The sequence below is a fragment of the Pseudomonas sp. GW822-FHT07A10 genome, from assembly GCF_058798795.1.
This window is the reverse complement of the sequence record NZ_JBXAKV010000008.1, coordinates 182,379-201,632: the sequence shown is the minus strand read 5'-3', so window position 1 is coordinate 201,632 and position 19,254 is coordinate 182,379. Positions and strand designations below refer to the sequence as shown.

The following is a 19,254-nucleotide window of genomic DNA, read 5'->3' as shown; positions in this document are numbered from 1 at the left end:
AGAGATGCCGATATTTAATTTTAGGGATGAAGACGCGCTTGGAAAGGTGGCCTCCGTCGATACGACAAACGTTATCGTGGACGTGGAAAATGTCGACCAACTCAAAAGGTTGCAAGTCAACCATCTGGCCGTGCTCCAAAGCAGCAGGCCTGGACAGCATCTCATCGGCCTCATCACCCAGGTGACCCGCAAGCGTGGCATCGAGGACATTGCCAATGATGGCATCAGCGAGCAGACCTCAGAACTGAACCTGTGCAAAATCGCCCTGATTGGCACGATGCTGGATCGTGATGGAGAAAGAGAAAACGTCTTTCGCCGCACTCTGGAAAGCGTTCCAGAAATTGACGCGAATTGCTTTTCGCTAGAGGGCGAAAACCTTACCGGCTTTATGCGTACGCTCTCTAGCGTCTCAGCAGATGGCAATGCCCTGACACTGGGCAAATACACACTGGACGAACACGCTGTTGCCTATCTCAACGGTAACAAGTTTTTCCAGCGCCACGCCTTCATCGGCGGCAGCACCGGGTCAGGTAAATCCTGGACGACAGCCAAGATCATTGAGCAGATGGCAGGGCTCTCTACGGCTAACGCCATTGTTTTTGATCTTCATGGTGAATACTCGCCATTGGTGGGCCAAGGCATTCAGCACTTCAAGGTGGCCGGCCCCGCAGATGTTGAGGCTCAGCGTACCATTGATGACGGTGTGCTTTACCTGCCTTACTGGTTACTTTCGTATGAAGCACTCGTATCAATGTTTGTTGACCGGAGTGACCAGAATGCTCCCAACCAAGCCATGATTATGGCGCGTGAGATCAACCAGGCGAAGCAAAAGTACCTGGAAGATAATGACCAGACAGATATATTGAAACACTTCACTGTCGACAGCCCAGTTCCGTTCGATCTCGATTTCCTCATGGGTAGGTTGAATGAGATCAACGTTGAGATGGTTCCCGGCGCTCGCGGTGAAAAGCAAGGCGATTTCAACGGAAAGCTTTCCCGCATGATTTCCCGCCTTGAGAACAAAATTTCTGATCGGCGCCTTGGCTTTATGTTCAATGGCGGTGGAGACGTTCTGGATTTTTCCTGGCTTGACAAGTTCACCACTGCCGTGCTCGGCAGCTCTGGAGAAAATGGCAAAGCTGGTATCAAGATCATCAACTTTTCCGAGGTTCCATCAGACGTTCTCCCGCTGATCGTTTCCCTTGTCGCGCGGGTTACATTCTCCGTCCAACAGTGGACGCCATCTGAGCTGCGTCATCCTATTGCGCTTCTATGTGACGAAGCGCATCTCTACATGCCCCAACGAAGCATGGCGGAATCAGCTGACGATATTTCCCTGGACATTTTCGAGCGCATCGCCAAAGAAGGCCGTAAGTACGGTGTCAGTCTTGTCGTGATAAGCCAGCGTCCGTCCGAAGTGAATAAGACGATGCTCAGCCAGTGCAGCAACTTCGTATCCATGCGGCTGACCAACGCCGAGGATCAGGGCGTTATCAAGAGACTTCTTCCCGATAGCCTTGGTGGGTTCAGCGATATCCTGCCGACCCTCGATACAGGCGAGGCCTTGGTTGTTGGCGATGCGAGCTTGCTGCCAAGCAGAATCAGAATCGATGAACCGAAAAACAAACCGAATAGCGGCACGGTCAATTTCTGGGATGAATGGCAAAAGCCGGTCAAAGACAAGCGACTGTCGGTTGCGGTAGATAACTGGCGTAAGCAAAACATCCAGTAATTGCTTCACGGACTGCAAGCCTGATTGGCAATACGGAGCGTCTTCATGGCCGCTCCGTACTCAAGGGCTCAACGCCCTTGCGTTCATCACTCGGCTGATGTTCGCCAGCGAGGCCAAGACATTGCGGTGTTCATGGTTTGCCCGGTCAGCGCGGGCGGCAGCATTGAAGGCCTCGAGCGTAATTTGGTCGTAATTTTGGGACAGACCACGCTAAATTAGTCGTGAACTGTCCCCGATTTTCGTTTCACATCCCTTAACCACGATTTAAGTTATTTCTTATCATGCTAGCTATTTGACCTAGCTCATTTTCTTCAGCGCAACGCAAAGCGGTTTTATCTCGTGGACCCACAAGACCTACATCTGCGCCGTTCTCAATCAAGAACATGGCAACATCTTCATGCCTGTTTTCTATAGCAGCCATAAGGGGTGAGCCATTATATCCACCGACGGATCCATTGATATCTGCACCTGCAAACACCAACCTCTCTACCAAATCGAGAAACCCGTATCGACTAGCAAAATTTAATGCAGATCGCCCCAAATTATTAACAACATTAACATCCGCACCGTACCGCAAAAACAAGTCAACTATTTCACGATCGCCATTTGCAACGCTTAACATAAAGGGAGTCCACCCATGCTGCTCCTTACGGTTAGGATCAGCCCCATGCTCAACAAGCTCGCGAACCTTATCAAACGACCGCTCTTCAGTGGCCTGGTACAAATCCGTACAACTTGCTTTTGCACGACGATCATAACCATAGACCTGATACGCGGCATCATGCTGATCGAATACTAACTGCAGCTTTTTCCTCTTCATCTTATCAGGAAATAAGAAGAATTTAGCCAAAAAAACAGCATGCACTAAAATCGGCGTAGCTATTATCCACAACCAAACATCACGAAGAGCATCGTTACCGAAAAATTTCGTTAAAAAATACGCCACGAAAAAAAGCAAAAAACCCAACGGGATATAAATTAATAGCGTCCCACGAGTGGCGATAGGTATTCTAGGCAAACCAGCGGCATAGGCTTTACTTCGCGTTCTGATATAAGCCAAAGACTCAAGCGCCACCGATATCGTCGCAGAAATCACCTCACCAATTATCAGTATCGCCATACTTGGGAAAAATGGTAAATCCCACACAGCCAAATGCCCAAAAACAACTTTGGCAGCTACAATAATCGCCCCAACACCAAAAACCAGAGACGAATAAAAATCCGCCTTATTAGAGAATTCGCTTCTAGCAATGCCATCCGACTTGAGCCACTCCAAGATAGTTCTAAAAGAAAAATAAAAACTTAACACCAACAAACACAACAACCAATTATCCTTAGATACCAACTTCGCACTAACAAACGGCAATTGGAAATCGAAATCCATTTTCAAAACAACGGTAAAAAATATCAATATGCTGCTAATCGCAAGAAGACTACGCTCCTTACCGAAATCATCAGCTAGTTTTGTCACACATTGCCCCTTTGCAAAGTTACCAATTAAATTAAAATCATGATATCACACGCCAAGCCTTTGCGAGTCGTCATCCGTCCCAAACCGCAGAGACCAACAACTAGTAGAACCATATAAAAAGCTTAGACCATCGACAAAACAGAAATAAATTAATAAGCGGTACGTAGCGCGAGTGCCGTCATCCCGGAGCGATTAAACTGCGATTTATACTGCATCCGGGAGAAATATTAAAGCAATAAAAGCCGCCCCACTCACAACGGCCCATCATCGAAATCATTACTACTAGAAAGTCGGATTTTGTTGGTCGGCTTAGCTTTTGATTTTCTTCCTTGTTGACTAAGGGAAGGCGTTTTATACAGTTTTGTTAGCGCCCACTTATGCAAATCAAGAACATCATCGAAGCGAATCGATATACAGCGATTCTGGTCGTTAACATCTGAAGCGACAAGGCATACCTCAATTCCTTTCCGACCTCCCGTCGTCGCATCCACAAGCACTTTCAAATATTTTCCAAATTCGGTCACGCTCAATGCATACGCTGGCGTCGATGAGAAAATATCACTAGCATACTCATCAAGATATATTCTGCCGCTTTCATTAATGTTTGAGCTGAGGTAGGGTAAATGCGCTTCAGCAGGTTCAGCGAATACTTCGCGATTGCAAACCGCATGGCGATATATAAACAGAACTTGTTCAGAAGTCTTTAAATCATCGCCTGCAATGAAATGACATTGATCGTGCAGTTGGCACATGATCTTGTTAGAAAATACCGCCTCACACACAGCCAATACTCTATCCTTTTTGTGCACCTCGGACGAGGCCTTATGTATTGTATCCTTGAACTCGACTAGGCTGTACGTGGTTGAGTTGGTAAATATTGTGTCCCCCAGCAGTTTCCTATCCTGCCCGCCGGTGGGATAATGCCAAAAGTTTACCCCTTTGGCCTTAGCTATATTTTCGACGTTACGCACAAAGGCTGCCATTACCCCACTTTCGTTATCCACGATTTATTCCTTGAACTAGATTTGGCCCTAAATGCAGCATTTTTCTTTTGAAATCGCGCTGCGCCATACGATGCTCGCTGAGAAAACTTCTTTGGTCAATTGCTATGATTTGGTGGAGCAGGCAAGGATAACTAACATTGGCTTGATAGGCTTGCACTCCGCTCGTGTATCGCCGGTTGTGGTGATGAAGTTTAAATTTAAAATCCAAAAATTGGGTACCAAACAGGGGTAAGATCCAAAAACCACATCCCGTCGGCAATATTCGAACCCACGATGCTTACCATGCTTACTCTGGATGATCTACCTGTCAGCCTATAGCGTTCTGATACCTTATAAATCCCGAATTCGATTCCACTAAAGGCCATAACCAGCTGATTTATTTATAGTTACCGTTTGGGGTACGCCAAATTTTCCACCGAATTCCAGACCCGCAGAAAACCTAGCCCCGCCGATAGCTACCGTTCGTCTGGTGCCGCACCATACAAAACGAAGCCCTCGCAGAAATGCGAGGGCTTTGTTGTTTCTGGCATCTATAAAAACTGCCCTTGTAGATACCGTCTTAACCTCCCCTGCGCCAAATCTACTTGCACACCGCCCCATCACAATTTCACTTCAGCGCTAAGCACTTAACTGCCTAATCCAGTCAAGACTCGCCACGGTAGAACCGGAAGGCCGGTATTCACACCCGATCCATCCTGTGTAGCCACGCTGCTGCAGCGCTGCGAACAAGGCTGCAAAGTCGATGCTCCCCGTTCCCGGCTCGTGACGCCCCGGGCAGTCGGCAATTTGCACATGAACCGTTCTGTCGTAAAACCGAGCCAGAACATCTGCTGCGTCTCCAGTCAGAAGCTGGGCATGGTAAAGATCGAGGATCAGCCCGACACTCGGGAAGGTTTCCAGCACTTGTTGCGCCTTGCTGAAGTCAGACATGTAATAGCCCGGCATCTCCTGCGCACAAATTACTTCGATAAGCGGCCGCAACCCCTGATCCTCGAAGTACTTGACGGCATACTCCAGGTTGCTCCCGAAGACACGTCCTGCATCATCCTGCGTCGTAACACCAGACATAATGTGGACATCCGAACATGCCAGCGCCTTTGCATAGCTGGCGGCCCGGAGCAAACCGTTGCGAAACTCTTCCTCCTTGCCCTGCAAGGCAGCGATGCCTTTGGTAACACCAGCCGGTGCGGCGAACTGAATCAACGGCAGACTGTATTGAGCCAGATGGTCGGCCAGGAGACTGGCATCGAATTCATAGGGTGATGGGAACTCTACCGCCCGAAAACCAGCTGCAGCGGCTGCTTCGATGCGTTGCAGAAAAGGCAATTCATTGAATTGGAAGCCGAGATGAGCATTGAACTTGAGCATTGGGTAAATATCCATCCTGGGAAGAAAATCATCAGCCTGGAGCATCCTTTGCAACTCCAGCACAGCACTATAGGTTGACGTTGTCAGCAAGCTCAAATCGTGCGGGACTTTTTTGCTCAAACCAGGGATACGACGATTTCCATTTGGGAAAATAACGTTGCCCCTTTTCCACTTCTCAGAGGCCATCGTTCCCGGATGCCGCTCCTGGCTGGGGCTCTTTGCCAATAAAAGGGGCGGTTTCCACTTCCAGCATCAGCAACACCATTTCCGTTAACTCGGCGTCGGACTTCTGTCCCGCATAGAGGTCGTGGAGTGCTTTGGCAAAGGGGATGCGCAGGTCCTGGTTTTCTTCGCGGGCGGTATCGCTGGATTGCATGAGTTCGCTGATGGCTCGCAGCACAGCCGCTTGCCACCGAGCGGTGGTCCTGGGACCACCGCTGGTGATTGCAATCAACTTATCCTTCGTCAGCTGGCGAAGGGCAGGTTCTCGCAACGGCTTATGCGGCTTTGGGTTGCGAGTGATCTTTGACATACCGGACGATACTCAGCGTTTCCTGCCGGAACTGCTCGTAGTCGATCTGCTGGGCGTTAATAAAGGTGCTGCCCATCATGGTCAGCGAGCCCATAAAGCTGGCTTCGGAAATTTCCTCGTCGCTCGCGCCAAACAAGCGCGCGGCTTCGGTATGGAACAGGGCGCAATACTTGCAACGAGTCGCCCCGGACACCGCCAGACCTATCAACTCCTTGTACTTATTAGGAATCTTGGTATCTGCCAGCCAAAAATCCCGGGCCACGCCCCAGAATCCGATCGCTCCGCCTTCCGGCATCTGCTTGATCCACTCCGGTACCAGACCCAGGGTCTGTTCAATTTCCTGATAGGTATCACGAATGGCCATTTGACACCTCCTTACCTCTGTAGAGACATCTTCTATAGAGATATAACTAGTTTAGTTCGCTGGCGGCCATGCCAGAGCCGGCTGCAGCACGACTTCAGCAAATGAACTCTTAACCATCGTAGAAACAACAGGATGGATTTAGACTTTTCGGGCGCAATGACGCACCGCTCAGTACCTGGAGTTATCAGACTTGGCGGGTTGGCTAAGAGACGATCTTCGGATGATGCACGTGCTGGTAAAGCGTGCACCATACAAAACAAAGCCCTCGCAAAAACGCGAGGGCTTTGTTGTTTCTGATGTTTAAAAAACAGGTCTTAGTGACCCGCACTCTGCCCGCCATCAACGTGCAGAATTTCCCCGGTGACAAAGTTGGCGCTGTCCAGATACACAACAGCCTGAGCAATATCGCTGATCTCGCCCATGTGCCCAACCGGATGCAAACTCCCCAGCGCTTCATGGGTTTCCTCTCCGTGCATCGGCGTTTTGATGATGCCGGGGCTAACCGCGTTCACTCGAATCCCGCGCTTGGCGTACTCGATGGCCAGGGATTTGGTCGCCGCGTTCAAGCCACCTTTGGTCAACGAAGCCAGTACCGATGGCACACCGTCAATGGCGTGGTCCACCAGGCTGGTGGTGATGTTGACGACGTGGCCTTTGCCCTGCTTTTCCATCTCGGTGATCGCGAGTTGGGTGATGTAGAAGAAACCATTCAGGTTCACCGACAGCACCGCGGCATAGTCTTCAGGGGTGTAAGCAGTGAACGGTTTGGCGACGAAGATCCCGGCGTTGTTGACCAGGGTGTCGATGCGGCCAAAACGTGCGATCGCCTCACGAATGACTTGCCGAGCGACTGCCGGGTCGCCGATGTCGCCGGCCACAGTGAGGATGTCCGGGTCGGTGGACGGTTTGATCGAACGCGAAGTGGCGACAACCTTGTAGTCGAGATCACGGAAAGCCTTGACCATGCCTGCACCGAGACCTTGGGATGCGCCAGTAATAACGATGACTTTTTTCGAATTGCTCATGATGAACCTCTACTCATAAATGATGGTTTGAAAAAGTGATTAATCAGGCTTCAACAGGCGCCTGCGCCATTTGTCTCAACATCTGTTCGTAGTACTCGACCGATTGCGAACCGGACACCAGGTGACGACCGTTCAGCACCATGGCCGGAACCGAATTAATCCCGCGCTCGCGGTAAAACACTTCAAGCTCACGCACTTCCTGGGCAAACGCTCCGGATACCAACACCTCACGCGCGCTCGCCGCATCCAGCCCCACTTGCGCTGCCAGTCGAACCAGCGTTTCGCGATCGTTCGGGTTCTGGCCGTCGGTGAAATAAGCACGTAGCAAGGCTTTCTTGAGTGCGACCTGACGCCCTTCCTGCAACGCCCACAACAGCAACCGGTGAGCATCAAAGGTGTTGTAGAAGTGGCTGCGTTTATCCAGATCGAACTTGAAACCGATGGCCTCGCCTCGAGCGATTTGCATCACTTTGCCGGCGGCAACATCCTCGGCGCTGCGCCCGTATTTGCGCATCAAGTGCGCAACTGCGTTCTCGCCCTCCGCCGGCATGTCCGGGTTCAACTCGAAAGGCTTGAAGGTCAGCTCGACCGTGACTTCACCCGCCACGTTCTCGATCGCTTGCTCCAGCGCCGTCGCACCTAGGGCGCACCACGGGCACACCACATCGGAAACGAAATCGATGGTGACGGAGGCGGTCATGACTGCCCCTCCGCATCAGCCAGTTGCTTGCGGTACTGGGTGGTGGTGATACCGGCATAGCCCCAGTTATCGGTGTCGACTTCCTCGATCACGATGTGGGTCAGGTCCGGGCGTTTGTTGAGGACGCGTTCCAGGGTTTCAGTGATTTCGGCGATCACCTGAGCTTTCTGCTCTGAGGTAACGCCATCGCGGGTAATGCGTACGCTGACAAAAGGCATGATGAGTCTCCAGTGACCTGCCCTTCGGGATGATGGGTAGGTGGGTGGAGCTCAATGTAAGAGGTTGGTTTGGGGGGATAAAGGTGGGGGTAGGAACATCATTAGTTACGCGGTGTAATGAGTTCAGTTGTAACGTGTCGCTATTTTTCGGTTTTAGCGACACGTCTTGATTACATGTCGCTGCCGACGACATGTCAGTGAGCCTTCCCATCCGCCCTGAACGCTCAAAATAATGTGGATCTGAGCCCCCTCAGATCAGAGCCCAACCTTTATGCTAAATTATGTATGGCTAATAATTATGGCGTATCCATAAAAAGAGGTAATTGCATGAGCAGCATTTTTCAGCGCCCTGAACTGGCTGAACAGATGGCAAATCAGCTTCTCAATCCGGGTGTTCTCGATGAAGGTCTGCGCTCAGGTCTGTTTCTGTCCGGCCTGCGCAGGACCGGTAAAACGACATTCCTGAGAAATGACCTCATCCCTGCCCTGGAGAAAGCGGGTGCTCTGGTCATTTACGTCGACTTATGGAGCGACACACTGGCCAATCCTGCGACGCTCGTGCATGACGCGATCCGTCAACGCCTGGAAGAACTCCAAACGCCCGGCTCCAGCCTGCTCGAAATGCTCAAACGGGTTAGCGGCGCAGATATTGGCGCAGGCGGATTCAAGTTTGGTTTCAAGCTCGACAGCATTGGCAATACAGGTGGGCCAACGTTGGCACAGGCGCTGACTGAGGTGGTCGACCAAGCGAAAACAGATTTGGTGCTGATCATCGACGAAGTGCAACATGCCATTTCCTCCGACGATGGCAATCAACTGCTCCTGGCACTCAAGGCTGCACGTGATGCAATCAATCCGCGCCCGAATACACCGGGCTACTTTCTGTTCATCGGAACGGGATCGCACCGGGCGCAAGTCAGCGAGTTGACTGCAAAGCGAAACCAGGCGTTTTCCGGCGCAACGTCGGCGGCGTATCCGGTGTTGAAAGGGGATTACGTTGAGTACCTGCTCAACCGCCTTGCAATGACGGTGAAGAAGGAAAAGTTACCGTCTCTCGAGGTCGCCATTGAAGCGTTCAACACCTTGGGGAATCGGCCAGAGGAAATGCTCAAGGCGCTGCGGCAGTTAATGCAGCAAGAAGGTGATCCCGATCTATTTCTCCCGGTAATTGCCAGTACTTTGCGCTCGGCAGCGGCCAGTATTGAGCTTGAGAAAGTGGAGCAGTTAGGCAGCCTGGCTCAGGCTATTTTCAACAAAATCGCATCCACGGAAGGCGATGCTCGGGGGATTTTCTCCACCGATGCGGCGGCTGAGTATTCGAAGACTGTAGGTCGTGAGGTACGCGTGGAAGAGATTCAACCGGTGGTGATTGCGCTGGTTGCCGAGAACATCATCATGCGGCGTGGGCATGGGATTTATGCGATTACGGATCAGTTTGTTCAGGAGATTTGGTTGGAAGAACGAGCGTTGATTGATGCTAGCTAGAAGATCAAATAAGAAAGTTACAACAGGCGATCGTTGACTACCAACACTGCAGTAATTCCATTCTGCCGCCCAATAAATACCTAACGCACCGTTACAGCTTAGTTGGTAGAACAACTGACTTGGAGCCAAAAGCCAGCATCAGCACATTTCAAAATTGCAACGACTCATATTGTAGACACTTACATTTTGACCTCGTCGCCGCGACCAACAATCTTGCGGCAATGGAAAATGGAATAGGCAAACTTCTTCATAATCATTCGCAGCGCCACTACAGCAAATTGAAATAACAAACCCACACAAAACAGTATAAAAGACATTACAAAACAAGGATGGCCGACTGCTAGCATTAATTTTCTCATGCAGGTATCATGAACGAATTTTTCGATTTGCAGGTTGCTAGGAAGTTTTTACCCAGGAATACACAACTTAGAAAGGAGTATCTATGACAGAAGTTAATAGGAACATGATATCTAATTTATTCCTGGAACGGAGCAAATTTGTTGTTATCGGCCTTACAGGTAGAACTGGCTCTGGATGCACAACAGCAGCCAACATATTAGAAACATTAAAACCGCAATTCCCTAGGCTTGACTCTATAAACTATAAAGGAAAACCTTTTTACGATAGACTTAATGGAAAAAGATATGAAATTGTAAGGAAATTTTCTGAGCAACACATGACTGCTTTTTACTCTATAAAAGTCAGCGATCTAATTTCCGCTTATCTTTTATCTCTTCCAAGCGAAGACGTGTTCAAGTTTATTGTAAAATCAGCAGGAACTCAGGCCAATCCAACTACAATATTGGAAATGCTCGAAACAGGATCATACAGTAAAAATAAAATAACCTCTCGATTCAGCACCTTAATAAATAAATTATTAGACCATGAAACCAAATTCTTTCTTACAGAAAAAGAGAAAGAGAAATTTATCTCATTTTTAAAGCTCATCAGAAAATTCACAAACGACTTCAAAAACGAGATGAAAAAAATTGACAGCACATTATACGTTTCCACCTATCAAGCAGCAGGGAACTCGATCAGAAAAATTGGATGCATAGATCAAGACTACAATGAATATAGCTTTATTCCCTCTAGCGTATTCCATTTGCCTGAAACTATAAATCGCGTAATTAAAGCGATCAGAAGTCTCAAAGATAGAGCGTTGATTGTTCTTGATGCCATAAGAAACCCCTACGAGGCTCGCTTCTTCAAGGATAGATATTCGGCGTTTTACCTAGTATCAATAAACGCTCCAGATGAGGATAGAAACTCTTATCTTCAGAATGTGCATAAATTCACAGCTGACAAACTGTATGAAATCGAGCAAAACGAATCGGGAAAAACCAACATAAGCCATGCTGATTTCATAAGTCAGAATGTAAAGCAATGCATTGAAATTTCAGACATCCATATTTTTAACCCAAGAAACGAACTCGACAACAACAACATCTTGAAAGCACAGCTAGCTTGGTATGTGGCTTTGATGTTACACCCTGGCCTGATATCACCTACGTCAATGGAGCGGGTAATGCAGATTGCATATACCGCTAAAAGTAACTCAGGTTGTATATCGAGACAGGTCGGTGCAGTGGTTACTGACGCAGACTGCTCAGTTAAGGCGGTAGGCTGGAATGATGTTGCCAAAGGGCAAGTACCTTGCGCACTACGCTCACTTGATGGATTAATACAAGATTTCGATACTATTGCCTACAGCAAATACGAACGTCAAAATTCTGAGTTCAGATTTAGCGCAAATAAAAAGCTAATCAAACTAAATAACATTAGCGAACTAAATGGCAGAAATCTATCACACTGCTTTAAAGACATTAGAAACAATTTAGAAAGCAGTGACAAATCACGCGGAAACCAGGTGCACACCAGATCGCTTCACGCGGAGGAAAATGCATTCCTGCAACTTGCGAAATATGGGGGGGGGGCGGGAATATTCGGTGGAAAACTCTATACAACTGCCAGCCCTTGCGAACTATGTGCAAAAAAAGCATATCAGCTAGGCATAAAGGAAATAGTATTCATCGACCCGTACCCTGGAATTTCGAAGGATCATATATTAGAAATAGGAGAAAACCCGCCAATACTTATGCAATTTTTTGGAGCTGTCGGAAAAGGATACCACCAGCTATATGAACCTGTATTACCTTACAAAGATGAACTCGAGTACATGATCACATAGCGCACTACTCGGCACTACTACACGGCATCAGGAAAAAGTAGTAGTTGGATTTCATAAACCTCCTCCAACAAACCGTAACTTTTTCCTGAACACCACTAGTGCTATTTTAATATTGCATCGACTGCCATTATTCTATTTCAGACGGACGCGATCAGGCACGGTCACCACTTCGCTACGCTTGCGGGCGCTTTTTTGTGTCTGCGATATCGTGCAATGGTGGCTGTGCGCGGGACACCTTTGGGTGTGCCGGGTGCCTTGATTCCCGGTTTTCCTACCCCGCGTACGGCCGCCACCCAACCCTGTAGGAAAGGACGGTAGCGGCTCCCGACAGTCAAGGAGCTAGACAATGCATATCAGTAATCCGTCCAAAATCTGCATCTGCAATCCCCCCGCTAAAAGCTCGCATACCTCAATCGGTCACCGCCCAAAAAAAGGAGGAGCCCAATGACCAACCCCCAAGACCTGAAAACAATCGGCCTCACACACTTCTCCCTCCACGCCAACGAACCGCTGTTCCGCATCAACGCCGGTGTCCCGGTCATCGAAGCCCTCTCCCACGCTTCCGACTTGCTCCACGTATCCAAACTGCTCGCATCAGACGCCGCCATGCTTCGCGATACCGACCGACATGCCTGGGCATCGCATTATTTGCAGGATATGAGCAAGGCAATCATCGATGACGTGGTGAAGGTGCTCGACGCACCGGGTAACAATCACAGCCAGTAACATCGTCACGTAAGCCTGAACATCGCGCATGAAAAAGCCCCGAATCAATCGGGGCTTTTTGCGTTTCGCCGGGCTTCACATCTCGCTGACTTCAAACACAAACGAGATCCTGCGACTGCTCGCACTCCACACATACCGAATGTGCTTCCCCTGCTTCGGAATGGACACGGCCGGCGGCCGAAACGCGGCAACACATTCATGCCCAGGCAATCGAACGCTGTTGTAGAGCAATCCCCAAGACAACGTTTCGCGCAGTTGCCGGGCAAAGGTCTGGGCTGGACCGTAGGCGTTGGGATCCGGGTCGTGCAGGTGTGGGTAGTCGGCGCGGATGTCGTGCAGAGGTTTGACCACCCGGTTGACGTAGGTACGCATGGTCAACTCAAGATCCGGTTCGTTGGTCGCGGCGAGGAAGCGTTCCTGGTGATAACTCGTCTCGGCGATGGCCGCTGCCTGGCTGCTGGCGGCGTAGTAGACGCCGAAGGTGCCGTCGGTGAAGCGGCTGGTTTTGCCGATGTGGGTGAACGCGGCCATCACCGGTGTGGAGCCGGGGCCGGAGATGCGGTCTTCGGGGCGCACGCGGGTGAGCACGCCGGCTTCTTCCATCAGCCGATCGTTGGTCAAGGCTTCCAACGCGTAGGCAGTGGGCAGATCTTCAGGGTCGAGAACGTCTTCGAACAACGAGATCGGCGGGAAGCAACTGTTGACGATCCGATAGGCCCGCGGCCACTGCGGGTCGGCGAGTTCCGGCACCATCAACCGCGTACCCCGTCGAGGTAGCGGCGCACATCAGCGATGTCGACCACGCGACCGGCCAGCATGTAGCTCAATGCCGATTGGCCATTGAACGGTGCGGCGGTGTTGGGGCTGCTGACCCATGTGTAGGCACGTTCGCGACTGTTGCTGAAGATGATGCTCAGCGCTTTGTGGATGCCCATCAAATACGAGATGCGCTCCAGGGTGTCGTGGGGCAGGCGCACGTTGGGTGGCAGGTGTTTGTATTTGTAGAAAGTCGTATTACCGACTTTGCCCAGGAGTGTGCGTTGTTGCTCGGCGGTACAGCCCCAGCGTTCCATGAGGTTGAAGAAAAACTTCAGCGCGACTCGACCGGCTTCGGGGGAGTCGAGTTGTTGCTGTGGGCTGAGGACAGTGGATGAGGCAGGCATGGTAATAGCCTCCTTGGGTATGATGTCTTGATTTCAGACTAGTACAGATGCGAACAAAAATGAATTTTTAATTCACAAGCGTATTAATCTGTTCCCCCTTCGAAAAGAGCATTCACACCCGCTTTTCCGCAGCCTGAAAAGACGCCGACATACGGTCAGACACACACGTTGACACCCCCACTATAGGGGCAGAGAATTAAATCGAGAGCGCGAAACCGACTGCCTCCAAGTGGCAATAGTCGGCGGAGGGACCTCGTTGATGACTTGGAAATCAACGCCTGGTGAGACCTCTTCTCCCCTGCTTGAGGGAGCACAATATCAAGCACCTTTTCATGAAAGCAGCCTGATCAGGCTGCTTTTTTTTGCCTTGGGAAAAGGTTTCGTTAATAAAACAAGCAGCCAAAAAACGCCCGCACCTCCCCATCCGGGCCACTTTCTTGACCCCGATCACCTCCCCTCCAACAAAAATCTCGATCCTGTGCAAGCCTCCAGCCATCGGACGCAGAATCATTTCGCTACTAAACTCGGGACAAGCATGCTCTGGTGCAGGATCATAGCCAGCACGCGACCCACGCCCACCGGGCGGCAAGGTACACAACAATAGCCAGCCCACTTTAGAGGGCATTACCCAAATGGATAGCAGAACCTTACGCAACCTCATGCGCATCGTGCAGACCGGCTCGTTGTCGGCGGCGGCAGAGCATTCCTTTTTGACCGTGCAGGCATTGGCCGCGCAGTTGAACAAGGTCGAAGAGCAGTTCGGTTTTCGGTTGTTTCGTCGCTCCAACAAGGGGCTGACCCTGACCACACAGGGCACGGAGCTCACGCCCTACATGGACAAAGTGTTGGTCGCCACGCGGCAGCTGGAAGAGAAAGTCGCCGCGCTCAAGGTGCCCGGGCAGCGCACGCTCAAGGTTGCGCTTAACACCACGCTCTCGGCCGACTTCAACCGGCGAATGATCGGACGCCTCATCGAGGTGTTTCCTGATTATCAGTTGGAATTCAGCTACGCCGAGTCGATGGAAAACCTCAGCAAGTTGAAGAATGAGGACTTCGACCTGGCCGTGCTGATCGGGCCGCAACAGCCGGGGTTGCCCAGCATGGCCCTGCCCGATGTGCAGGTGCAGGTGGTCGGTGCTCATTGCGGTCAGGAAAACGACCCGCTGGTGCTGCTTGGCAATAAATTTCAGGTTCGGCCGGCCGACGACTGTCCGTATTCCCACAGCTTCTTGCGCTTTCTCGACGCCGGTCTCGGCAACTACGAGTCAGGCAAGCGGATGATCTATTCCTGCAGTGAAACCCTGACCCTATCGTTGATCACACAAATGGACGGCCTGGGCATGGTTTCCCGTGAGGCGGCCCTGCGTAACGGCCTGACCATTTTCCCGGGGTTCGAGGATTCCCTCGAAGTGCGGCTGGCGATCAATAATCCCGAGTTGTCGGGTCAGGCTTTAAATGACGTGGTCCATCTGCCGTTACATGAACGAGCCGAGCGCAATGTACGCAGCCGTTCCCACCGCAACGGAGAGAAAGAGGTTTTTGCTGAAATACGCACATAACAACGTCGGAATGGCTGCATAAAATTCCGGGCGATCGAGCTGCACATGCTGATCCTTGATCAACAGGGGCGTGAGGCTGATGGCAGCCACGATCGCCACCGGCAGGTATTCCAGCGCCCGGGCGACCAGAGGGGGCCAATGATCGGTGTTCACCTGCAGCGGCAACGCGCGTGGCAGGAATGTCACGGCCATCATCAGCGCGACCACCAGGATCAGGAACGTTTGGTCAGGCATACACCCACTCCGCAGCCCACGAATGTGGCGATGAATACGTTGAAGGGTGAGTTGCCAATCAGGCTCAGTGCACCCATGCAAGCGACCGCGGCCAGTGCGGCGATCAGTTTGTTGCGGGTGTTGCAGAGCGATACCAGCACGTAGAGCATCATCGCGGTCAGTGCATAGTCGAGCTGATATTTGATCAGGTGCGCCGCGTACTGCGCGCAGATCGCCCCCAGCAAACCGCCGAGTACCCACGAGGTGTGGCAATACAGATTGAAGCCGATCAGGTAACGCACATTGACCGGCGAGCCCTTGCCCAGTTTGACGCTGTGGAAGGCGAACGATTCATCGGTCAGCCCACCGGCATAACACCAGCGTTCCAGACGACTGAGCCCCAGCGCTTGCAGGGCCTTGGCCATATAGACCGACATCAGCATGTGCCGCGCATTGATCAGAAACGTGGTGAGGATAATGGTGGTCAGCGACGCACCGCTGGAGATCAACGCCAGGGCGGCGAACTGTGAGGCACCGGCGTAGACGAACAGGCACATCGCGACCGGCAGCCACACGGGCATCCCGGCATTGACGGCCATCAGACCGAACACAAACGACACCGTGAAGTAGCCCGCAACCACCGGGCTGGCTTCAGCAAACGTGCGCGAGGGCTGGGGCTCGACCATCAGCGGCTGGCTGCTGGACGTCTCATTCATAGGTCCCTCTCAAAGGTAGTTTCGCCGCGCGGCTCACAAAAGCCCTGGGCACTCCAAAAGCGTTTGCCGGCAAGGTTAGCATCGTCGACGAACAGGAACATCCGCAGCACACCCACCCGTTTCATGTCCGCCGAGGCCGCTTCCACCAGACGCTGACCGACGCCCTGGCTGCGATACAACGTGCTCACCGCCAGGTGATTGATGGTGCCACGGCTACCAAGCATGCCGCCCAACACCGCGCCGACCACTTCGCCACCGACATCGAGTGCGAGGAACGCGGTGGTGGTTTTCTGCTCCAGCACGCCGCGCAGGCATTTGGCGTCCTGCCATTCACAGAACGACACTTCTTCGAATTGCCGAAAGAAGCGCTCCAGGCGTTGGGCATCCTTGGCCGTCGCGCGTCGCAGCATCACCGGTGCAGAGCACTCGGTGATGTTCATCATGGGGTCGAACTGTTCAGCGAACAATGTCGAAAGCGGTCCCGGGCCGCGAGAAGGAAATGGCCAGAATCTGCCGATAGGCCATTTCGTGAGCATGGGTGTTGCGTGCCGGTGTCACGTAGTGACGCATCTCGCGATCGAGAAAGTAGGTGGTGTCGAGGATTTCCATATAAGTCGTCGTCGCCAGCTGTTCCTCTTGGGCCGAATACAAACGGCTCTCCGCCCCGTCCACATTGTTGCGACCCCAGAAATGCACACCACTGAACGGATAACCGTCGCAGTGAATACCTTCCGGGGTGATTTCCAGTTGCTTGCCCGGCTTGATCTCGATGCGGATCTGATGAATCTGGCATTGCCAGATTGCGTCGTGCAGTTCCGGCGGCAATACGTGTTTGTACACCTCGAAATCCGTATCGATGAGGCTGCGCATCACCGGCGAATTAATGACCTCATTAGAGAAGTCCTGGAAGTGCCGCTCCAGTCCACCGACGTAGCTGTTGTTGGCCTTCGATTGCACGTAGGCGCGGTGTTCCAATTGCTTCAAGTCACGGGTGACAGGGTTGTATTCAAAATCGCTGTAGCGACGAAAACGCATGCCTGCATCGGCTTGGCCGTAATAACTGTCCGGCTCCATGTTTTCCCAACTTTTGGTCAATCTGACGAAGTCGGAAAAATGACCGAAGAGATTGAAGTCGGCTCCCTGGACGTTGACATACTTGTCGCGCCGTAGCGATTCGCCAACTTCTCTGTTCAACACGATCATTACTAGGTCTCCGCTGCATTAAGCGGCCTAATCTAGTAGCTGCCGGATTGACGGCCCATGAGAAAGAATTTCAGGCATATCAAGCGTTGCTTGAAACGCAGGATGAAGTTGCTTCAATTCGACTTTTTACGATCGAAAACAGCCATTTTCGGTGTTTTTATACGGTCATGAGGCAAAAAAAACCCCGAACCAGTCACGAACCAGTCGGGGTTTTCATCGAGTCTGAATAACTCAACCGATCATCAGAAGATGTTGATCGGGTAATCCACGAATACGCGCAGCTCGTTGCCACTGACGTTGTACTCGCTGGATTTCTGCGACACACGCAGGATCGAGCTGCGTACCTTCACGCTCAGGTCTTTGGCCGGGCCACTTTGCACGACGTACTTGAACTGGTTGAAGATCTCGCGCTCGGTGCCGCCTTCGCTGGTGGAAGTGGTGATGTTGTCGCCGCGCACGTAGGCCACGTTGTAGCTCAGGCCCGGAACGCCGAAGGCACCGAAGTCCAGACCGTAACCCAACTGCCAGCTGCGTTCGTCTTCGGCGTTGAAGTCGGACCAGTAGGAGTTCGCCAGGTAGATGGTATTGCCGCCGTCGCCGACGCGGTTCTGGCCGCGCTGATAGCCACCGTAGGCATAACCCAGGTTGCTGTCGCCGGTGCTGCGCTGGTGGGCGAGGGTGAACGAGTGCGGGCCGGTGGCGAAGGTCGCTGCCAGGCTCCAGATTTTGTTGTCGTCGCCGGTTACGATGCTTTTTCCGGGTACGGTGTTTTCGCGGATGTAGGAGTTGTCCAGCTTGGTGCGATAGCCGTTGAAGTCCAGGGTCAGGGACTGATCCTTGGCAATCGGGAACACGTAATTGGCGTTCACGTATTGCTTCTTCAGTACGTCTTCGACGTCGGAAGCGTACAGCGCTGCCTTGAACTGTTCAGTGAATTGGTAGCTACCGCCCAATACATTGATCGACTTCAAGCCACCGCTGTCACGGCCTTCAGCGCTTTTGCGCGATTCGGCGGTGAAGCGACCGGCGTTCAGCTCCAGGCCTTTGATCTCTTTGGAGGTGATCAAGGTGCCGGTATAGCTTTCCGGCAGCAGGCGGGAGTTGTCGTAGTTAAGCACCGGCAGGGCCGGCATCTGGTCACCGTAGGTCAGGACAGTGCTGGAGATACGGAATTTGACCGCGCCACCGAACTTGGACAGGTCATCCGCCGCGTTGCCGCTGTCGCCCTGCTTGAAGAAGTCGATACCACCGGCGCCGCTGCGGCCTTTGCCGCCGTCCAGACGCAGTGCGTACAGACCGAAGGCATCCACACCCACACCGACGGTGCCTTGGGTGAAACCGGACGAGTAAGTACCGATGGCCGCTTGGCCCCATTCGGCTTTGTCCGGGTTGCCGTCTTTATAGTCACGATTGATGTAGGCGTTACGCAGCAGCACTTTGAGGCTGCTGTCTTCAACAAAACCCTTGGATTCGGCCTGGTCGTTAGCCATGGCCTGTGTGGCGCTCAACATCCCCAGTGCGATCAGGCTGATTCGCTTGTTCAACATGTTATTTTCCTTATTACGGGTTGATACGCTCTGTGCC

General features: G+C 51.9%; 20 protein-coding genes. 5 read left to right on the top strand and 15 right to left on the bottom strand.

The annotated features are described in order from the left end of the window. Positions 1-4: 4 nt before the first annotated feature. Positions 5-1,732 carry an ATP-binding protein gene (locus tag AC1RL4_RS15710; protein WP_493119671.1) on the top strand — a complete coding sequence of 576 codons (1,728 nt, stop codon included), beginning with the start codon at positions 5-7 and terminating at the stop codon, positions 1,730-1,732. A gap of 253 nt (positions 1,733-1,985) precedes the next feature. Here the strand turns inward: AC1RL4_RS15710 and AC1RL4_RS15705 are convergent, their stop codons facing one another. From AC1RL4_RS15705 to AC1RL4_RS15670, 8 genes are all read right to left on the bottom strand, one after another. Then, a complete protein-coding gene (locus AC1RL4_RS15705) occupies positions 1,986-3,203 on the bottom strand; it encodes an ankyrin repeat domain-containing protein (RefSeq protein ID WP_493119669.1) in 1,218 nt (405 codons plus the stop codon). Positions 3,204-3,454: 251 nt separating this feature from the next. Further along, positions 3,455-4,207 carry a hypothetical protein gene (locus AC1RL4_RS15700; RefSeq protein WP_493119668.1) on the bottom strand — a complete coding sequence of 251 codons (753 nt, stop codon included), beginning with the start codon at positions 4,205-4,207 and terminating at the stop codon, positions 3,455-3,457. 618 nt (positions 4,208-4,825) lie between these two features. Further along, positions 4,826-5,575 carry a hydroxypyruvate isomerase family protein gene (locus AC1RL4_RS15695; protein ID WP_096481706.1) on the bottom strand — a complete coding sequence of 250 codons (750 nt, stop codon included), beginning with the start codon at positions 5,573-5,575 and terminating at the stop codon, positions 4,826-4,828. 175 nt (positions 5,576-5,750) lie between these two features. Continuing rightward, complete coding sequence (locus AC1RL4_RS15690) at positions 5,751-6,107, bottom strand: hypothetical protein (RefSeq protein ID WP_225602989.1); 357 nt, start codon at positions 6,105-6,107, stop codon at positions 5,751-5,753. Further along, a complete protein-coding gene (locus tag AC1RL4_RS15685) occupies positions 6,073-6,471 on the bottom strand; it encodes a carboxymuconolactone decarboxylase family protein (RefSeq protein WP_007939479.1) in 399 nt (132 codons plus the stop codon). Before AC1RL4_RS15685 ends, AC1RL4_RS15690 begins: the two co-directional genes overlap by 35 nt. 314 nt (positions 6,472-6,785) lie before the next feature. After that, positions 6,786-7,496, bottom strand: a complete 711-nt coding sequence (locus AC1RL4_RS15680; RefSeq protein WP_018929278.1) for an SDR family NAD(P)-dependent oxidoreductase — start codon at positions 7,494-7,496, stop codon at positions 6,786-6,788. A 43-nt stretch (positions 7,497-7,539) separates the two neighbouring features. After that, positions 7,540-8,196 carry a DsbA family oxidoreductase gene (locus AC1RL4_RS15675; protein ID WP_028939590.1) on the bottom strand — a complete coding sequence of 219 codons (657 nt, stop codon included), beginning with the start codon at positions 8,194-8,196 and terminating at the stop codon, positions 7,540-7,542. Beyond that, positions 8,193-8,414, bottom strand: a complete 222-nt coding sequence (locus AC1RL4_RS15670; protein ID WP_230173982.1) for a tautomerase family protein — start codon at positions 8,412-8,414, stop codon at positions 8,193-8,195. The genes AC1RL4_RS15675 and AC1RL4_RS15670 overlap by 4 nt, the downstream gene beginning before the upstream one ends. A 327-nt stretch (positions 8,415-8,741) precedes the next feature. Here AC1RL4_RS15670 and AC1RL4_RS15665 point away from each other — a divergent pair, with 327 nt between their 5' ends. The 3 genes from AC1RL4_RS15665 to AC1RL4_RS15655 all read left to right on the top strand — a co-directional run bounded on the left by AC1RL4_RS15665 (position 8,742) and on the right by AC1RL4_RS15655 (position 12,816). After that, positions 8,742-9,899 (top strand): AAA family ATPase, encoded by a 1,158-nt coding sequence (locus AC1RL4_RS15665; RefSeq protein WP_007939484.1) that lies wholly within the window; start codon positions 8,742-8,744, stop codon positions 9,897-9,899. 442 nt (positions 9,900-10,341) lie between these two features. Beyond that, positions 10,342-12,090, top strand: coding sequence for an anti-phage dCTP deaminase (locus AC1RL4_RS15660; RefSeq protein WP_493119663.1), 1,749 nt, complete (start codon positions 10,342-10,344; stop codon positions 12,088-12,090). 444 nt (positions 12,091-12,534) lie between these two features. Next, positions 12,535-12,816 (top strand): DUF3077 domain-containing protein, encoded by a 282-nt coding sequence (locus tag AC1RL4_RS15655; RefSeq protein ID WP_230173986.1) that lies wholly within the window; start codon positions 12,535-12,537, stop codon positions 12,814-12,816. 75 nt (positions 12,817-12,891) lie between these two features. Here the strand turns inward: AC1RL4_RS15655 and AC1RL4_RS15650 are convergent, their stop codons facing one another. Further along, positions 12,892-13,569 (bottom strand): RES family NAD+ phosphorylase, encoded by a 678-nt coding sequence (locus AC1RL4_RS15650; RefSeq protein WP_230173988.1) that lies wholly within the window; start codon positions 13,567-13,569, stop codon positions 12,892-12,894. Further along, entirely contained in the window at positions 13,569-13,979 is a 411-nt protein-coding gene (locus AC1RL4_RS15645) for an MbcA/ParS/Xre antitoxin family protein (protein ID WP_007939490.1), read from the bottom strand. Before AC1RL4_RS15645 ends, AC1RL4_RS15650 begins: the two co-directional genes overlap by 1 nt. A gap of 632 nt (positions 13,980-14,611) precedes the next feature. On the opposite strand from AC1RL4_RS15645, the gene AC1RL4_RS15640 reads away from it, so the two are divergent. Continuing rightward, positions 14,612-15,538, top strand: a complete 927-nt coding sequence (locus AC1RL4_RS15640) for a LysR family transcriptional regulator (protein WP_026331893.1) — start codon at positions 14,612-14,614, stop codon at positions 15,536-15,538. Here AC1RL4_RS15640 and AC1RL4_RS15635 read toward each other — a convergent pair. The 5 genes from AC1RL4_RS15635 to AC1RL4_RS15615 form a co-directional block, all read right to left on the bottom strand. After that, positions 15,455-15,772, bottom strand: coding sequence for an AzlD domain-containing protein (locus AC1RL4_RS15635; protein ID WP_007939492.1), 318 nt, complete (start codon positions 15,770-15,772; stop codon positions 15,455-15,457). The genes AC1RL4_RS15640 and AC1RL4_RS15635 overlap by 84 nt on opposite strands. Then, positions 15,751-16,467: an AzlC family ABC transporter permease gene (locus AC1RL4_RS15630; protein ID WP_018929283.1), complete on the bottom strand. Its 717-nt coding sequence runs from the start codon at positions 16,465-16,467 to the stop codon at positions 15,751-15,753. Before AC1RL4_RS15630 ends, AC1RL4_RS15635 begins: the two co-directional genes overlap by 22 nt. Further along, on the bottom strand, positions 16,464-16,877 hold the full coding sequence (locus AC1RL4_RS15625) for a GNAT family N-acetyltransferase (RefSeq protein WP_173861173.1): 414 nt from the start codon (positions 16,875-16,877) through the stop codon (positions 16,464-16,466). Before AC1RL4_RS15625 ends, AC1RL4_RS15630 begins: the two co-directional genes overlap by 4 nt. Positions 16,878-16,923: 46 nt before the next feature. Next, on the bottom strand, positions 16,924-17,670 hold the full coding sequence (locus AC1RL4_RS15620) for a 2OG-Fe dioxygenase family protein (protein ID WP_019581770.1): 747 nt from the start codon (positions 17,668-17,670) through the stop codon (positions 16,924-16,926). A gap of 242 nt (positions 17,671-17,912) precedes the next feature. After that, positions 17,913-19,217: an OprD family porin gene (locus AC1RL4_RS15615; protein ID WP_096481438.1), complete on the bottom strand. Its 1,305-nt coding sequence runs from the start codon at positions 19,215-19,217 to the stop codon at positions 17,913-17,915. Between the last annotated feature and the right edge of the window lie 37 nt (positions 19,218-19,254).

Excerpts from the sequence above, each read along its gene's own strand:
- AC1RL4_RS15655 (WP_230173986.1), top strand. The coding sequence starts at position 12,535 with ATGACCAACCCCCAAGACCTGAAAACAATCGGCCTCACACACTTCTCC.
- AC1RL4_RS15690 (WP_225602989.1), bottom strand. The coding sequence starts at position 6,107 with ATGTCAAAGATCACTCGCAACCCAAAGCCGCATAAGCCGTTGCGAGAA.
- AC1RL4_RS15670 (WP_230173982.1), bottom strand. The coding sequence starts at position 8,414 with ATGCCTTTTGTCAGCGTACGCATTACCCGCGATGGCGTTACCTCAGAG.
- AC1RL4_RS15640 (WP_026331893.1), top strand. The coding sequence starts at position 14,612 with ATGGATAGCAGAACCTTACGCAACCTCATGCGCATCGTGCAGACCGGC.
- AC1RL4_RS15645 (WP_007939490.1), bottom strand. The coding sequence starts at position 13,979 with ATGCCTGCCTCATCCACTGTCCTCAGCCCACAGCAACAACTCGACTCC.
- AC1RL4_RS15685 (WP_007939479.1), bottom strand. The coding sequence starts at position 6,471 with ATGGCCATTCGTGATACCTATCAGGAAATTGAACAGACCCTGGGTCTG.
- AC1RL4_RS15650 (WP_230173988.1), bottom strand. The coding sequence starts at position 13,569 with ATGGTGCCGGAACTCGCCGACCCGCAGTGGCCGCGGGCCTATCGGATC.
- AC1RL4_RS15710 (WP_493119671.1), top strand. The coding sequence starts at position 5 with ATGCCGATATTTAATTTTAGGGATGAAGACGCGCTTGGAAAGGTGGCC.
- AC1RL4_RS15675 (WP_028939590.1), bottom strand. The coding sequence starts at position 8,196 with ATGACCGCCTCCGTCACCATCGATTTCGTTTCCGATGTGGTGTGCCCG.
- AC1RL4_RS15620 (WP_019581770.1), bottom strand. The coding sequence starts at position 17,670 with ATGATCGTGTTGAACAGAGAAGTTGGCGAATCGCTACGGCGCGACAAG.
- AC1RL4_RS15665 (WP_007939484.1), top strand. The coding sequence starts at position 8,742 with ATGAGCAGCATTTTTCAGCGCCCTGAACTGGCTGAACAGATGGCAAAT.
- AC1RL4_RS15695 (WP_096481706.1), bottom strand. The coding sequence starts at position 5,575 with ATGCTCAAGTTCAATGCTCATCTCGGCTTCCAATTCAATGAATTGCCT.
- AC1RL4_RS15625 (WP_173861173.1), bottom strand. The coding sequence starts at position 16,877 with ATGCTGCGACGCGCGACGGCCAAGGATGCCCAACGCCTGGAGCGCTTC.
- AC1RL4_RS15635 (WP_007939492.1), bottom strand. The coding sequence starts at position 15,772 with ATGCCTGACCAAACGTTCCTGATCCTGGTGGTCGCGCTGATGATGGCC.
- AC1RL4_RS15615 (WP_096481438.1), bottom strand. The coding sequence starts at position 19,217 with ATGTTGAACAAGCGAATCAGCCTGATCGCACTGGGGATGTTGAGCGCC.
- AC1RL4_RS15660 (WP_493119663.1), top strand. The coding sequence starts at position 10,342 with ATGACAGAAGTTAATAGGAACATGATATCTAATTTATTCCTGGAACGG.
- AC1RL4_RS15630 (WP_018929283.1), bottom strand. The coding sequence starts at position 16,467 with ATGAATGAGACGTCCAGCAGCCAGCCGCTGATGGTCGAGCCCCAGCCC.
- AC1RL4_RS15680 (WP_018929278.1), bottom strand. The coding sequence starts at position 7,496 with ATGAGCAATTCGAAAAAAGTCATCGTTATTACTGGCGCATCCCAAGGT.